Genomic DNA, 14,801 nt, shown 5'->3' with positions numbered 1-14,801 from the left:
GTAGATGAACGAAAAGAAAGATTAGATTTAACAATAAACTAATAGTCATGACTGCTTTGTCGGAATATTTGTCGTTAAACAGGCCAAAGCTAACTTCCGCTTTCGTATCTTTGCAGTCTTAATCTCTATGTGTCTCAAGGTCGGATTATGGCACGTGCCAGACTCTAACTTCGAGTCTGGCTTAGGTTCAAATTTAAGCATCGATCTGTTCTGATACTTCTAACGCATCATCAACTTCTATTCCCAAGTACCTGACAGTGCTCTCTAGTTTTCTATGGCCAAGTAGAAGCTGACAGGCTCTTAAATTTTTAGTTTTTTTGTAAATTAGTGATGGTTTGGTACGTCTCATTGAATGAGTGCCATATTGAGTCTTATCTAACCCAATTGAGGTGACCCAAGAGTCAACTATACGTCCATATTGACGGGTTGAAAGGTGTTCAGAGGAATGAATTCGTGACTTAAACAAGTAATCATAAGAATTGAGAGTAAATTGCTCTATGAGCGCCACAATTGATTTCCTTGTATTTCCAGTAATTTCAAATTGAACAGGCATACCAGTCTTTTTTTGAACGACTATTGCCCGTGATTGGATTGCTTTACCATGTGCAATGTCATTAACTTTTAGTGAAACTAAATCACACCCTCTTAGTTTGCTATCTATGGCTAGGTTAAATAGTGCTAGATCTCTTATTTTATGAAAAAGTTCCAGTCGTATTCGGATAGCCCATATTTGCTGTAATTTTAGAGGTAACTTTTGTCCTACAAGCTTATTTTTATTCCAAGGCTCTTTAGGCTGATATATAGTTAACTGGTGCATTAGTTGTACTCCGGTGTTTATGGAGTTTTAAGCTTAGCTCGCTACAAAAGAATTCGGGTATGAGCGAAAACCAGTCATTGTAGTTCGAGCAATTTTACTTCGTATTGATATACTAATGTCATGATTAAAGTTGATTTTATGGTTGGACGATGAAAACAATAGGCAAGTTGGCTAAAGAACTTGATATAGGCGTAGAAACTATACGGTTTTATGAGCGGGAAGGCTTGATAAAACAGCCTCAAAAACCTCAAAATGGTTATCGTGTCTATGACGACTCAATCACCAAACAATTACAATTCATCTGTAAGGCCAAAGCACTTGGCTTTACTCTAAAAGAAGTGGCTTCATTGATGTCAATGGATGGCGATTGTGCCAAAGTAGAATCCCTAGGCTTGCTGAAATTGAACGTAATTCAAAATAAGATAGCTGACCTTCAACGCTTAGAAGTCGTCATAAAAGAAATGACTAATTCATGCCGCAACAATAACGATCAATCCCACTGCCCAATAATCGATTCGCTAAAATAGTATTGACTCCGTACCTACCTACGGAGTTCATACTCAAATCATTCAAATAATGTTAGACGTTAAAAATGATTAATAAGATTTTAGATAAAGTTAGCTCAGGTGGTGTTTGGCTTGCGGCTCTTAGTTGTACGGGGTGCTTCCCCGCACTCGGCTCGTTAGCATCAGCATTAGGATTAGGCTTTCTCTCTCACTTTGAGGGAATTGCTGTAAATACCTTGTTACCTATATTTGCAACTCTGGCATTGTTGGTAAATTTGTATAACTGGTATAAAAACCAAAATCATGCGAGAGGTATTCTTGGGGTTATTGGCCCTATAGCGGTTTTGTTAACCCTCTATCCACTATGGCAATACGAATGGAGCACTTATTTGTTTTATGTAGGTATTTGTTTGATGATTGTAATGTCCGTATTAGACATTGTTAAACCTTTGAAGGAGCAAACATGCAAAGTATAGAGTTAAATTCTACCATTACTTGCCCTGAGTGTGGCTTCAGTAAAACTGAAGAAATGCCAACCAACGCTTGCCAGTGGTATTATGAATGTGAATCTTGCAAAGTTCTCCTAAAGCCTTTGAAAGGCGATTGTTGCGTATATTGCTCTTATGGAACAGTGAAATGCCCGCCAATTCAAGAAGGTCAAAGTTGTTGCGATAGCTAAATGACAGTCTATTAATGGCAATGAGAAGGCATAAAAAGAAATAGTGAAATGTCAGCAATCGTATCATTGCAGCCTTTATCACTAAGTCACTCAAGGGCTGCTTTTGGCACTGGGCTGTCATTGATATTAACTATTAACTCAGCTCTTTTATCGCCCTACTTATCCCATCTAAACTCAGTGCATACATGCGGTTGTTCATGAGCTCTTTGATAAAGCCAATTGATTGATAGTACGGCCAGTGTTCAACGGGTTGTGGGTTGAGCCAGGCGACTTTATCAAAGTGGTTTGTTATACGTGATAACCATGCACTGCCGGGCTCTTCGTTGTAATGTTCTACCGAGCCGCCCGCATAAGCTATTTCGTAAGGGCCCATAGTGGCATCGCCGACAAATATGACTTTGTAGTCGCTGGTAAATTTATTAATCAGCATCATGGTGTCAATCACGTTTGAATGGCGGCGTGCGTTGTCTTGCCAAACGTGCTCGTATAAACAGTTATGAAAGTAGTAAAACTCTAGGTGTTTAAATTCGCTGTGAGCGGCGCTAAATAATTCTTCGCAGGTGTGGATATAGTCATCCATTGAGCCGCCAATATCAAACAGCATGAGTACTTTTACTGCATTGTGGCGTTCGGGTGCCATTTTTACATCAAGCATGCCGCCTTGCTTTGCAGTAGCGCGAATGGTCTCGTTTAAATCAAGCGTGTCGCTTGCGCCAGTGCGGGCAAACTTTCGTAACTTTTTAAGGGCGAGTTTAACTGTGCGCGAACTAATTTCTCTGTCGGTGTCGAGGCTTTTGTATTCTCGTTTATCCCACACTTTTACCGCTTGGCGGTTACGGTTGCCGTCTTGCCCTATACGCACGCCTTCGGGGTTATAGCCGTATGCACCAAAAGGTGATGTGCCGCCAGTGCCCACCCATTTATTGCCGCCTGCGTGGCGTTTTTGTTGCTCTTCTAAACGCTCTTTTAGGGTTTTCATAAGCTCGTCGAGTCCGCCCATAGCTTTAAGTTGAGCTTTTTCTTCATCGCTTAGGTTTTTTTCAAACTCTTTACGTAGCCAATCTTCAGGTAAGTTGTGTTGTTGCTTTAAACTCTCGAGCAAATCAAGGTCAGCAATACCACTAAAGTAGTCGCTAAAGGCTTTATCGAATCGATCAAAATGCGTTTCATCTTTTACCATGATGGTGCGCGCTAGATGGTAAAAGGCGTCTACGTCGGCAAATATAACGCCTTTTTTTAAGGCGTTAATTAAATCGAGCAGTTCGCGCAGGCTCACAGGTAGGCGGTATTCACGCAGTTTGAAAAAAAATGCTATCAACATCTTAACGACGGCTCATAAAGGCTAATTTTTCGATTAGGCTTATGTCTTGCTCGTTTTTAAGCAGTGCGCCAAACATGGGCATTAATCCGCCTTTTTTAGCTTTGTCGTGCAGTGTTTTTGCGTCTATGTCTTCTGCCATTAAAAGTTTTAACCAATCGAGTAATTCGCTGGTGGATGGCTTCTTTTTAAGGCCGTTTGCTTCGCGTAGATTAAAAAACACTTCGAGTGCTTGGCGTACTAAATCTTGTTTAACGTTAGGGTAGTGCACGTCAATAATTTGCTGCATTTCGTCGCTGCTAGGAAAATCAATGTAATGAAAAAAGCAGCGGCGTAAAAATGCGTCCGGCAATTCTTTTTCGTTATTTGATGTGATGATTACAATAGGGCGCTCTTTTGCGACAATGCGCTCGTTAGTCTCATAAACATGAAACTCCATTTTATCAAGCTCAAGTAGTAGGTCGTTTGGGAACTCTATGTCGGCTTTGTCTATTTCATCAATTAAAAGCACTGGGCGTTTGCCGTTAAGCTCTGCATACGTAAATGCCTGCCAAAGCTTACCTTTAACGATGTAGTTGCCAATATTGTGTACACGCTCGTCACCTAGTTGGCTGTCGCGCAGGCGCGAAACCGCGTCGTACTCGTATAAACCTTGCTGCGCTTTAGTAGTCGATTTTATATGCCACTGAATAAGCGTGGTATCTAAGCTTTTAGCCAACTCCTCAGCCAGCATGGTTTTACCTGTGCCAGGTTCGCCTTTAATTAAAAGTGGTTTTTCGAGCATAATGGCAGCATTTACAGCTTGTTTAAGCGCGCTACTCGCTATGTAATTGTCAGTTGAATTAAATTGCACGGTGTACCCTTGTCTGGTCTGAGCAGTAAGTTATTTTGTTATAATGCCATAGTTAAGCAGCAGGTCCAATATAAGCAAAACGCTGTATGACCTCACCTTCTTTTTCAACAGTTTCTAAAAACATACTAAGTGGGCGCGCCCATATACCAAATTCACCATAAAGTGCTTGGTAAATCACAAGCTGTTCCTCGGTTTCGCTATGGGTGGCAACATGAATAACTTTATATTGCGGGCCTTTGTAGTGTTGGTATATGCCTGGTTTTAGGGAAAGTGGTTTTATTGCTGTAGTCATGTTTTGATCTCTTGTATAATTTGGCTTTGCACTTTTAATGTTAACTAATTTGCCAATACTATGAACTATATTTCTTTAGATGATTACAAAAAGGCGTGGGTTTTTCGCCACAAAGATTTACCTGTATCTGATGAAGACGCAGCAAAAATAAAGCCTATGAGCGACGAGCGCGCAGCCGTACTTTGGACAACCATGGTGAGCCGTGAGTTTGATCACCCTGATTTTTTTGAAGACACCGATTGGTGTGGTCAAGAAAAAAGCTTTAGCCAAGAAGTAGATTGGCAAGATGCGTGGGAAAATGGCGATGCGTTACCACCAGAAGCAATCTTAACGTTTTTAGATTGGGAAGCTAACACCACGGTTTATTTTTGTATGGCACGCGATAATATTATCGAAACGACGTTTGATGTATTTAAACGCAATTGGCAAAACTTTATGTTTTTAGCTGATGGCAGTTTATTGATTGGTAAAAAGCGTAATACGGTTGTGCAATTTTTAGAATCAGGTAAAGCAAAATTAGGTGAAAAGCCAAGCGCTTAAAATAGTGCGCTGCGCTTAAAAAACATTCAATACTGTGTTATAAAACATTTACCTGAATATTTTTGAGTACAGCTTTTGGTCGCTAAAAATCAGTCACTTGGTGCTCAACAGCAAGTTGAAATTTGGCAAACTGATGCACAAAAAGTGTTGTATGCACAATTGTGCAATGCGTTTTATCAGCGTGAGGTTCAGCGATTAGTTGCAGAGCCTAATGCCGATAAACTGCGCCGCCAGTTAAAAAGCCTACCTTATTATATTGAGCGAGCGGCAACGTTAGTTGCCAATGGTGACACGCCTTTTACGCTTGATGCACAAAATGGTACGTGGCTTGAAAAGCAAAAACCGACCCCACCCGATGTGAATGTTCAAGCTAATGAACTTTTTTATCAAACGTATGCCAAAGTGGGGCTTATTGTGCCCGTTATATTGCATGGCTACGATCAGGTGCGTCTTAGAATAGACAGTATCGATCAGTTAGGCGAAAATAAGCTGCATTGTAACGAGCTTGGTTGGTTTGATTTTTTAGGAAATGGGCTAGAGCAGCAAAATGCTCAGCTAATAAAGCCAAGTAAAGTGAGTTTAACCGCTGCATGTTGCGGGCATCAGTGGCAATTTTCGAAGCGTTGCATGCCACGGGTTTTATCACTACGCGAAATGCTTTTAGCGGGTAGTATTAATTGGCGCAATTTAAAGCGCCCCTTAGCGTATTAAAGTTAAGGTATTTGGAATTTAAAATAAGGAGTGTTAAATGCGTATTTTTCAAGTTGGCTTACTGTGCTTAGCACTGTTTGTACAATACAGGTTATGGTTTGGTCATAATGGTTTACAAGACTACACACGACTAAAAGGTGCAGTAACGTCGCATCATCAAACCAACGAAAAACTCATTAAACGTAATAAAGTACTTAAAGCAGATATTGAAGACTTAAAGCTTGGCCAAGAAGGCATTGAAGAGCGTGCACGCAACGAATTGGGAATGATTAAACCGGACGAAACATTTATTCGTGTTTTACCGGGCAAACAATATGACAAATAAACAGACTATTGCAGCAATTGTACCTGCTGCGGGTGTTGGCAGTAGAATGCAGCACAATGCGCCTAAGCAATATATACAATTAGCCGGTAAAACCATTTTAGAACACACCTTAGCTAAACTTTCTCAATTACCTCAATTACGCACTATTGTTGTTGCCCTTAGCGACAGCGACCCCTATTTTGACGAACTCCCACTGCTTGATAATCGCATTGTGCGAGCCAGTGGCGGAAAAGAGCGAGCCGACTCGGTGCTCAATAGCTTGCTTTTTTTAGCGCCTAACCCACCAACATGGGTATTGGTGCATGATGCTGCTCGTCCATTAGTTAATATCAGTGATATAGAACGTTTAATTGATGAATGCATTAACGCTGATGAAGGCGGTATTTTAGCTAGCAAAGTAAAAGACACTATAAAACGCGGCCACACTCATGCCCTACAAACTGTGCCGCGAGATGATTTATGGCAAGCACTTACCCCGCAGTTTTTTAAATATGACGAGCTTAAAAATGCACTGCAAAACGCATTAGCAAGTGGGGCTACTATTACCGATGAAGCCAGTGCAATTGAGTGGGCGGGTAAACCGGTTAAGCTTGTAGCAGGTCGTAGCGATAATATTAAAATAACCACGCCAGAGGATTTAGATCTGGCTGGGTTTTTATTACATAAACAACAAAACGAGAGTGGATTATGATACGAATTGGCCATGGTTTTGACGTACATAAATTTGGCGGCGAAGGCCCGTTAACTATTTGTGGTGAAAAAATTGATTACCCACAGGGCTTTTTAGCGCACTCAGATGGTGATGTTGCTATTCATGCATTATGCGATGCTATTTTAGGCTCACTTGCAATGGGTGATATTGGTAAGCACTTTCCCGATACGGCAAGCGAGTATGAAAATATCGATAGCCGTATTTTACTTCGCCATGTGGTGGGCTTAGCTAAAGAACAAGGTTATGTACTTGGTAATGGCGATGTGACTATTGTTGCTCAGGCACCAAAAATGTTGCCACATATTCAAGCTATGCGCGCTAATTTAGCCAGCGATTTAAATTGCGACCTTAGCCAAATTAACGTTAAAGCCACTACTACCGAAAAGCTAGGCTTTGAAGGGCGCAAAGAAGGTATTTCGAGCCATGCGGTGGTTATTATGAGTAAAGAGCTTGCGAGTACAAAAAACGCATGAGCGATTTAAATTATTTATACGGTGCACCGCTTTCTAAAGCTGATTTTAAAACCACAGCTGAAGACTTTATGGTTGATGAAGACTTAGGTATAGAATTTACCGGCAGTGGCGAACACGTGTGTTTGCAGGTGGTTAAAAAAGGCGAAAACACGCAATACGTTGCAAAGCTAATTGCACAGCGTGCGGGTGTTTCACCGCGAGACGTAAGCTATGCAGGCATGAAAGATCGCCACGGCGTGTGCTCACAGTGGTTTAGTGTAAAAGTACCAATTAAAAAGCCTATCGATTTTAGTGATTTAAATAGTGAGAGTATTTTTATTGTGTCGCAACAGCGCCACGACCGTAAGTTACGTACGGGCTGCCACAAAGGTAATAAATTTACTATTACGCTTCGTAACGTAACCAAGCCACTTGATATTTTATGTCGTATTAACGCAGTACGCGCAGGTGTGCCTAATTACTTTGGCGAGCAGCGCTTTGGGCATGGCGGTCATAACTTAGTTATGGCTGAAAAAATGTTTGCCGGTGAGCGTATTCGCGATAAAAAGTTGCGCGGTATTATTATTTCAGCAGCACGATCGCATGTATTTAATCAGTTAGTGAGCTTACGTGTAAAAGAGCATGGTTTAGCTAAAACAATGCACCGTGAAGTATTTATGCTCAGCGGCAGCAATGCATTTTTTGAAGATGCAATTAATGACGAAAACATAGAGCGATTAGCTACCGGCGATATTATGATGTCGGCACCTATGGTGGGAAAAAGCGAAAAAGGCTTAACCGAACAAGAAAAAATATGGCTTGCACCTTTCCAAACATGGTGTGATGGTTTAGGTGAGTTAGGCCTTAAAAATGAGCGCCGAATGCTGCGCTTAATTCCACAAAACTTAACCGTTGAAACACTTGATGAAACCACACTAAAACTAAGCTTTGGTTTGCCAAAAGGGTGTTTTGCAACCGCATTATTACGTGAGCTGGTGGATTACACTGATGCTAGCACTCGAGAGCGCAAAGAAAAGGATAATGGCATAAATGAAGATACTGTTAAGTAACGATGATGGCGTAAATGCCAAAGGCATTGCGGTTTTATATCAGGCGCTTATACAAATTGCAGATGTAACCCTTGTTGCACCTGATCGCAACTGTAGTGGTGCGAGTAATTCTTTAACACTTATGAACCCGCTACGAGCGACTACACTCGAAAATGGTTTTATGTCAGTTAATGGCACACCCACTGATTGTGTACATTTAGGTGTAAATCAGCTAGCTGATGAAAAGCCCGACCTTGTTGTTGCAGGTATTAACCATGGTGCCAATTTAGGCGATGACACGCTTTATTCCGGTACTGTTGCCGCTGCAACTGAAGGTCGCCATTTAGGTCTGCCTGCAATTGCGGTATCGCTTTGCTCACATAATGGCGATCATTTTGAAACAGCCGCTGCTGTTACCGTAAATATTATTAAAGGCTTGGCTTCGCATCCGCTTCCAAAAGATCAAATAATAAATATTAATGTGCCAGATATTCCATTAAGTGAATTAAAAGGGGTGCAAGTAACACGTTTAGGTGCTCGTCATAAAGCTGAAACGATGACGAAACAAACCGATCCTTGGGGGCGTGATATTTATTGGTACGGATCGCTTGGCACCGAAAGCGATGCTGGTGAAGGCACCGACTTTTACGCAATCAATAATGGCTATGCCTCAGTTACACCACTGAGTGTTGATATGACAGCTAAAGATAGCTTAAAGGCAGTAGGAGAATGGTTAGCCGATTTGGAGATTAATCGTGCTCGCTAATTATACCCGCAGTGCTAAAGCGCTTTCTGACTTACTAAAGCGTGAAGGTGTTGAAGATACGCAAGTACTTAGTGCTATAGCTGATATTCCGCGCCATATTTTTATAGATGATGTGCTAAAACACAAAGCCTATGAAAATACAGCGCTCCCTATTGGGCAAGGGCAAACAATTTCTCAGCCCTACATAGTAGCGCGCATGACAGAGCTACTTCGTTTAGCTGGTGTGCGCAATAAAGTGCTAGAAATAGGTACAGGATCTGGCTATCAAACTGCAATATTGGCCAAAACGTTTACAAAGGTTTACTCGGTAGAGCGTATTAAAACACTTCAGTGGCAGGCAAAAAGACGTTTGCAGCAACTCGATTTATATAATGTAACCATGAAGCATGGCGATGGTTGGCAAGGCTGGCAATCACAAGCGCCGTTTGATGGTATTATAGTGACTGCTGCGGCCTCTAAAGTTCCGCAAGATTTACTTGCTCAGTTGGCCGATGGTGGCGTGTTATTAGCCCCAATTGGTGAGAGCGATCAAAAATTAGTAATGGTTATCCGCAAAGGCGATAATTATAAAGAGCATGTTATTGCTCCCGTTAGATTTGTGCCGTTAGTACCTGGCGATATTGAATAGGAATTCATTTTGAAGTTGTTTACCAAGTTATACGATATGGCCCTAGTGTGGGCAAAACACCGTCATGCGGAACGTTACTTAGCTGCTATGAGCTTTGCAGAATCAGTTTTTTTCCCGATACCACCTGATGTAATGCTTGCACCTATGTCACTTGCGCAACCAAACAAAGCATGGCGATTTGCAAGCTTTGCCACAATAGCATCGGTTATTGGTGGAGTGGTTGGTTACTTACTTGGTTTTTGGCTATTTGAACCCGTTGTAGAGCCATTGATTGCACAAATGCACTGGCAAGAAAAGTTTGATATAGCACTAAACTGGTTTAAGGATTACGGTGTTTGGGTTGTGTTTTTAGCCGGTTTTTCGCCTATACCATATAAAGTATTTACGATTGGCGCAGGTGTTTTACAAATGGCATTTTTGCCATTTTTAATAGCATCAGCCATTGGGCGCGGTGCGCGATTCTTTTTAGTTTCAGCCTTAATGAAGTGGGGCGGAGCTCAAATGGAGCGAAAATTACGTCAGTATATTGAAATACTTGGTTGGGGATTAGTGGTATTAATTGCGCTAGCTTACTTTTTATTGCGTTAAGCGTTAAAAATATCAATTTTCTAATTTAGGGGAAAAATACAATGAATAAACAGTGTTTACTGTATGTAACTATATTTATTAGTATTTTTCTCTTTGGTTGCTCTTCTCGCCATGTTCCTGCACCTGTTAGTAGCTTAAATAATAATGTTAATGATTTAGGTCATACTGTTAACATTAATGGGGTTAGCTATAAAGTACAAAAAGGAGATACGCTCTACTCTATTGCCTTTAGTGCTGGGCAAGACTTTAGGGAGTTGGCAAAAAACAATTCAATTCCATCACCTTACACAATTTTCCCTGGGCAAAACATCTCCTTACTCCCTAAGCCCGAAAAAACAAAAAGGGATGGAAATTATACGAATTCGAGTAAAAAGTCTATAAAAAAATTACAAAAAAATAACAAAATTTTAAAGAAAGAGCTTGATCCCCCAAAACAACGAGAGTATGTTCAGAAACAAGCCAGTAACAAAATTAGTAATACTAAACGTTTGTCGAGCAGTAAAGTTAAGTGGTTTTGGCCTGCACAGGGCAAAATTACCAAACGCTTTTCTAATAAGGAAAACGGTTATAAAGGTTTACAGATTACTAATCGCAAAGGGGCTTCAGTCTTAGCTGCGGCACAAGGAACAGTGGTATACGCGGGTAACGCCCTTCGAGGTTATGGTAGTTTAATCATATTGAAACATAATGATGATTACCTAAGTGCTTATGCACATAACTCGAAATTACTTGTTAAAGAAAAGCAGAAAGTTAAGGCAGGACAAAAAATAGCAGAAATTGGTAATTCAGAATCTCCGGTCACCGCGCTTCGCTTTGAAATTCGCTACCGAGGGCAAGCTGTCAATCCTGCTAAATACCTACCCTAATTTTTAGGTATTGATAATTGCTCGGGAGAAGGCTTATGGCTAGCGCAGCAAAACTTGACAAACATACTACGACTGACGAAAAGTTCGATGACATCGATGTTGATGAAAGCACAGCTCTACTAGATAAAGTAGACGACGATGAAATCTTTGCTAAAGAAGAAGTAACTAAAAATCTTGACGCAACTCAACTTTATTTAGGCGAAATTGGTTTTTCTCCTTTGCTTAGTGCTGAAGAAGAAGTGTTTTTTTCTCGCAAATCACTTCGAGGGTGTGAAGCCTCACGTAAACGTATGATTGAAAGTAACTTACGTTTGGTTGTTAAAATAGCACGTCGTTACAATAATCGCGGCCTTGCTCTACTTGATTTAATTGAAGAGGGTAACTTAGGCTTAATTCGCGCAGTTGAAAAATTTGACCCTGAGCGTGGATTTAGATTCTCTACTTACGCTACATGGTGGATACGTCAAACAATTGAACGTGCCATTATGAACCAAACGCGTACCATTCGCTTACCTATTCATGTAGTTAAAGAGCTTAATGTCTATTTACGTACAGCGCGTGAGTTAACTCAAAAGCTTGACCATGAGCCAACAGCTGACGAAATTGCAGCTTGCCTAGATAGACCCGTTGAAGACGTTACTAAAATGCTACGTTTAAACGAAAGAATTGCATCAGTAGACATGCCTATTGGTGGCGAAAACGACAGTGTACTACTTGATATCATCCCTGATGAAAAAAGTGCTGGTCCTGAAGGCGAAGTACAAAATAATGATATTAATAAACATATTGTTGATTGGTTAGGTGAATTAAACCCTAAACAACGTGAAGTGTTAGCACGTCGATTTGGATTGCTTGGCTATGAGCCATCTACACTTGAAGATGTAGGTCGTGAAATAGGCTTAACACGTGAGCGAGTAAGACAAATTCAGGTAGAGGCATTACGTCGTCTAAAAGACATTTTGCAACAAGAAGGTTTAAGTACAGATAGCTTGTTTAATCAGTTTTCGTAACTAGTTAAATAGTTTAAGAGACTATGTGTGTTAAAAAGCCGAAGAGTTTATTCTTCGGCTTTTTTTATGCTTGTAAATTAGGTGATATAAATTACAGCAATGCTTTTAGTTTATATAACAAATCGTGCGCTTGGCGTGGCGATAAATTATCAGGGTCGATTGCGCTTAACTGCTCTTCAACTTCTGAAGGTGTACTTTGTGCAATTTCGTTATTAAAAGTAAAGGCTTGTTGCTCTGTATTTGGTGCAGTAACGCTTTGATGATTTTCAAGCAACTTAAGTTTTTGCTTTGCTTGTGCAATCACAGCTTTTGGCACACCTGCAAGAGCTGCTACTTGTAAACCAAAGCTTTTGCTTGCTGCACCGTCGAGAACTGTATGCATAAATGCAATCGTGTCGTTATGCTCTATTGCATCAAGGTGCACGTTTACAAGGCCCGTAGTTTGCTCAGCAAGTTCTGTTAATTCAAAGTAGTGCGTAGCAAACAATGTTTTAGCAGATATTTTTGATGCTAAATGATCGGCTGTTGCATACGCAAGAGAGAGTCCATCGTAAGTACTTGTACCGCGACCAATCTCATCCATTAACACTAAAGACTGCGCCGTGGCATTATTTAAAATAGTCGCTGTTTCGGTCATTTCTACCATGAAGGTTGAACGCCCTGATGCTAAATCATCGCTTGCACCAATACGTGTAAATATGCGGTCGATATTACCAATTTTAGCGCTGTCAGCGGGTACATAACTGCCAATGTGAGCCATTAAAACAATAAGTGCCGTTTGGCGCATATAGGTTGATTTACCGCCCATGTTTGGACCGGTAATAATTAGCATTTTACGTTGGCTGTTTAATTCAACAGGGTTAGCAATAAACGGTTCTTTCATTACTTGTTCAACAACAGGGTGACGACCTTGCTTAATGCTTATATTGTCGTTATCGCACAATTCTGGTTTTGCATAATTGAGTGCGAATGCACGCTCAGCTAAATTGTTTAAAACGTCTAAATCGGCCAATGCTGCTGCCATCATTTGCAACTGCTCAATATGTGGAGCAATAAATCTAAACAGCTCCTCGTATAGTTGTTTTTCAAGCGCGAGAGCTTTTGATTGGCTACCGAGTACTTTATCCTCGTGCTCTTTAAGCTCTGGAATAATGTAGCGTTCGTTATTTTTAAGCGTTTGGCGACGAATGTAGTCGGCTGGCACTAAGTGCGCATTAGCTCTACTTACTTCAATAAAAAAGCCATGTACGCGGTTATAACCAATTTTAAGCGTACTAATGCCCGTACGTTCGCGCTCTCGCAGTTCTAATTGCTCAAGGACATCAGTGGCACCTTTGCTTAAGTTACGCCACTCATCAAGTTCACTATTGTAACCTGGAGCAATAACACCACCGTCACGAATAAGTACCGGTGGGTTTTCTATCACAGCTCGTTCTAATAACGCTTGTAAATCAGGGAGTTCAGGCGAGTGCTTGATGATACCTGCTATACGAGGATCGTTAGCGTCAGCTAACAAAGTATGCAGTGGTGCAAGTGCTTGTAGCGCACTGCGCAGGCGAGTTAAATCACGCGGGCGTGCAGTACAAAAAGCTAGGCGTGCAATAACACGCTCTACATCACCAATCTCTTTTAATGATTCGTGTAATTCACCGCAAAGCTGCGCATCTAAAATAGCGCTAATGGCATTTAAACGTGAATTTAGCTCGTCTTTATTACGAATTGGTGTATGAATACGGCGCTTAAGTAAGCGAGAACCCATAGGTGTGGCTGTTTTATCAAGTACTTGAGCAAGTGTATTTTCAAACCCGCCTGATAAATTAACAGTTAATTCTAAATTTTTACGGGTAGCGGCATCTAAAATAACAGCGTGTTCGTTGTGCTCAAGCGTAATTGCACGAATATGCGGCAGTGCAATACGTTGTGTATCTTTTACGTATTGCATTAGGCAACCTGCAGCAACAAGCGCGCTATGGGCTTTATCAACACCAAAGCCAACTAAATCTTTAGTACCAAACTGATCGCATAATAAATGCTGAGCCGTATCTAAGTCGAATTCCCACTCTGGGCGACGGCGAGCGCCTTTTATATGTTCAATTAAATGAACGTTTTCAAAGCTTTCGCTATACAGAAGTTCGGCTGGTGATAGGCGCTGAATAGTTGAGCTAAAGGCTTCGTCGGTATTTACCTCGACAATATTAAAACGACCAGAGTTAATGTCTAAATAAGCAATCCCGTATAAGCCTTTTTTACTTTGCCAAACGCTGGTAAGGAGATTGTCTTGTCGTTCTTGTAAAAGCGCTTCATCAGAAATTGTACCGGGTGTAACTATACGCACTACTTTACGATCAACAGGGCCTTTACTGGTTGCAGGGTCTCCCACTTGTTCGCAGATAGCGACTGACTCACCCATTTGGACTAGACGTGCTAAGTAGTTTTCTACCGCATGGTAGGGTACGCCAGCCATAGGAATGGGATCGCCGCCAGCTTTACCACGATGAGTTTGCGAAATATCGAGTAATTGAGCGGCGCGTTTTGCGTCATCAAAAAAAAGTTCGTAAAAATCGCCCATACGATAAAACAATAAAATATCGCGATGCTCTGATTTTATTTTTAGATACTGCTGCATCATAGGGGTTTGTTGTTTTATAGTGTGTGGTGCATAAAGATCAAACGACATGTATTTACCCAA

19 protein-coding genes are annotated in these 14,801 nt (G+C 41.1%); 14 read left to right on the top strand and 5 right to left on the bottom strand.

Annotated features, from left to right (window positions below; all coding sequences use genetic code 11):
* Window positions 1–193: 193 nt before the first annotated feature.
* Window positions 194–817 carry a tyrosine-type recombinase/integrase gene (locus H5116_RS02275; RefSeq protein ID WP_004589486.1) on the bottom strand — a complete coding sequence of 208 codons (624 nt, stop codon included), beginning with the start codon at window positions 815–817 and terminating at the stop codon, window positions 194–196.
* 149 nt (window positions 818–966) lie between these two features.
* On the opposite strand from H5116_RS02275, the gene H5116_RS02270 reads away from it, so the two are divergent.
* From H5116_RS02270 to H5116_RS20270, 3 genes are all read left to right on the top strand, one after another.
* Window positions 967–1,344 (top strand): MerR family transcriptional regulator, encoded by a 378-nt coding sequence (locus H5116_RS02270; protein WP_010557530.1) that lies wholly within the window; start codon window positions 967–969, stop codon window positions 1,342–1,344.
* Window positions 1,345–1,409: 65 nt separating this feature from the next.
* Window positions 1,410–1,799 carry an organomercurial transporter MerC gene (gene merC / locus H5116_RS02265; RefSeq protein WP_024601094.1) on the top strand — a complete coding sequence of 130 codons (390 nt, stop codon included), beginning with the start codon at window positions 1,410–1,412 and terminating at the stop codon, window positions 1,797–1,799.
* Window positions 1,787–2,002, top strand: a complete 216-nt coding sequence (locus tag H5116_RS20270) for a GDCCVxC domain-containing (seleno)protein (protein ID WP_076916053.1) — start codon at window positions 1,787–1,789, stop codon at window positions 2,000–2,002. The genes merC and H5116_RS20270 overlap by 13 nt, the downstream gene beginning before the upstream one ends.
* Before the next feature lie 133 nt (window positions 2,003–2,135).
* On the opposite strand, the gene H5116_RS02260 is transcribed toward H5116_RS20270, so the two are convergent.
* Genes H5116_RS02260 through H5116_RS02250 form a run of 3 tightly spaced genes read right to left on the bottom strand, consistent with a single transcriptional unit; the run spans window position 2,136 to window position 4,465 of the window.
* Window positions 2,136–3,323 carry a VWA domain-containing protein gene (locus H5116_RS02260; RefSeq protein ID WP_182715452.1) on the bottom strand — a complete coding sequence of 396 codons (1,188 nt, stop codon included), beginning with the start codon at window positions 3,321–3,323 and terminating at the stop codon, window positions 2,136–2,138.
* Window position 3,324: 1 nt separating this feature from the next.
* Window positions 3,325–4,173, bottom strand: a complete 849-nt coding sequence (locus H5116_RS02255; protein WP_010554437.1) for a MoxR family ATPase — start codon at window positions 4,171–4,173, stop codon at window positions 3,325–3,327.
* Window positions 4,174–4,225: 52 nt separating this feature from the next.
* Window positions 4,226–4,465: a DUF1653 domain-containing protein gene (locus tag H5116_RS02250; RefSeq protein WP_039486721.1), complete on the bottom strand. Its 240-nt coding sequence runs from the start codon at window positions 4,463–4,465 to the stop codon at window positions 4,226–4,228.
* A 60-nt stretch (window positions 4,466–4,525) separates the two neighbouring features.
* Here H5116_RS02250 and H5116_RS02245 point away from each other — a divergent pair, with 60 nt between their 5' ends.
* The 11 genes from H5116_RS02245 to rpoS all read left to right on the top strand — a co-directional run bounded on the left by H5116_RS02245 (window position 4,526) and on the right by rpoS (window position 12,112).
* Window positions 4,526–5,005 (top strand): DUF2947 domain-containing protein, encoded by a 480-nt coding sequence (locus tag H5116_RS02245; RefSeq protein ID WP_002958965.1) that lies wholly within the window; start codon window positions 4,526–4,528, stop codon window positions 5,003–5,005.
* Between the two features lie 75 nt (window positions 5,006–5,080).
* A complete protein-coding gene (locus H5116_RS02240) occupies window positions 5,081–5,716 on the top strand; it encodes a hypothetical protein (RefSeq protein WP_002958964.1) in 636 nt (211 codons plus the stop codon).
* A 37-nt stretch (window positions 5,717–5,753) separates the two neighbouring features.
* Window positions 5,754–6,041 (top strand): cell division protein FtsB, encoded by a 288-nt coding sequence (gene ftsB / locus H5116_RS02235; RefSeq protein WP_002958963.1) that lies wholly within the window; start codon window positions 5,754–5,756, stop codon window positions 6,039–6,041.
* The gene (ispD, locus tag H5116_RS02230) at window positions 6,031–6,732 is read left to right on the top strand and encodes a 2-C-methyl-D-erythritol 4-phosphate cytidylyltransferase (RefSeq protein ID WP_182673805.1); all 702 of its coding nucleotides are present in this window, start codon (window positions 6,031–6,033) and stop codon (window positions 6,730–6,732) included. Before ftsB ends, ispD begins: the two co-directional genes overlap by 11 nt.
* A complete protein-coding gene (ispF, locus tag H5116_RS02225; RefSeq protein ID WP_024604077.1) occupies window positions 6,729–7,226 on the top strand; it encodes a 2-C-methyl-D-erythritol 2,4-cyclodiphosphate synthase in 498 nt (165 codons plus the stop codon). Before ispD ends, ispF begins: the two co-directional genes overlap by 4 nt.
* The gene (truD, locus tag H5116_RS02220; protein ID WP_182715451.1) at window positions 7,223–8,275 is read left to right on the top strand and encodes a tRNA pseudouridine(13) synthase TruD; all 1,053 of its coding nucleotides are present in this window, start codon (window positions 7,223–7,225) and stop codon (window positions 8,273–8,275) included. Before ispF ends, truD begins: the two co-directional genes overlap by 4 nt.
* Window positions 8,256–9,020: a 5'/3'-nucleotidase SurE gene (gene surE / locus H5116_RS02215; protein WP_024600608.1), complete on the top strand. Its 765-nt coding sequence runs from the start codon at window positions 8,256–8,258 to the stop codon at window positions 9,018–9,020. Before truD ends, surE begins: the two co-directional genes overlap by 20 nt.
* Window positions 9,010–9,648, top strand: a complete 639-nt coding sequence (locus H5116_RS02210) for a protein-L-isoaspartate(D-aspartate) O-methyltransferase (protein ID WP_002958958.1) — start codon at window positions 9,010–9,012, stop codon at window positions 9,646–9,648. Before surE ends, H5116_RS02210 begins: the two co-directional genes overlap by 11 nt.
* A 9-nt stretch (window positions 9,649–9,657) precedes the next feature.
* Window positions 9,658–10,236, top strand: a complete 579-nt coding sequence (locus tag H5116_RS02205) for a YqaA family protein (RefSeq protein WP_002958957.1) — start codon at window positions 9,658–9,660, stop codon at window positions 10,234–10,236.
* A 41-nt stretch (window positions 10,237–10,277) separates the two neighbouring features.
* Window positions 10,278–11,102 (top strand): peptidoglycan DD-metalloendopeptidase family protein, encoded by an 825-nt coding sequence (locus H5116_RS02200; RefSeq protein ID WP_182695077.1) that lies wholly within the window; start codon window positions 10,278–10,280, stop codon window positions 11,100–11,102.
* Window positions 11,103–11,137: 35 nt separating this feature from the next.
* Window positions 11,138–12,112, top strand: a complete 975-nt coding sequence (gene rpoS, locus H5116_RS02195) for an RNA polymerase sigma factor RpoS (RefSeq protein WP_002958955.1) — start codon at window positions 11,138–11,140, stop codon at window positions 12,110–12,112.
* A 91-nt stretch (window positions 12,113–12,203) separates the two neighbouring features.
* On the opposite strand, the gene mutS is transcribed toward rpoS, so the two are convergent.
* Window positions 12,204–14,789, bottom strand: coding sequence for a DNA mismatch repair protein MutS (gene mutS / locus H5116_RS02190; protein WP_182715450.1), 2,586 nt, complete (start codon window positions 14,787–14,789; stop codon window positions 12,204–12,206).
* Between the last annotated feature and the right edge of the window lie 12 nt (window positions 14,790–14,801).

This window comes from Pseudoalteromonas sp. SG45-2, assembly GCF_014164115.1.
In the GTDB taxonomy this organism is placed as follows: domain Bacteria; phylum Pseudomonadota; class Gammaproteobacteria; order Enterobacterales; family Alteromonadaceae; genus Pseudoalteromonas; species Pseudoalteromonas distincta.
The sequence above is the reverse complement of the archived record's forward strand: the minus strand, read 5'-3'. Positions and strand labels throughout refer to the sequence as shown.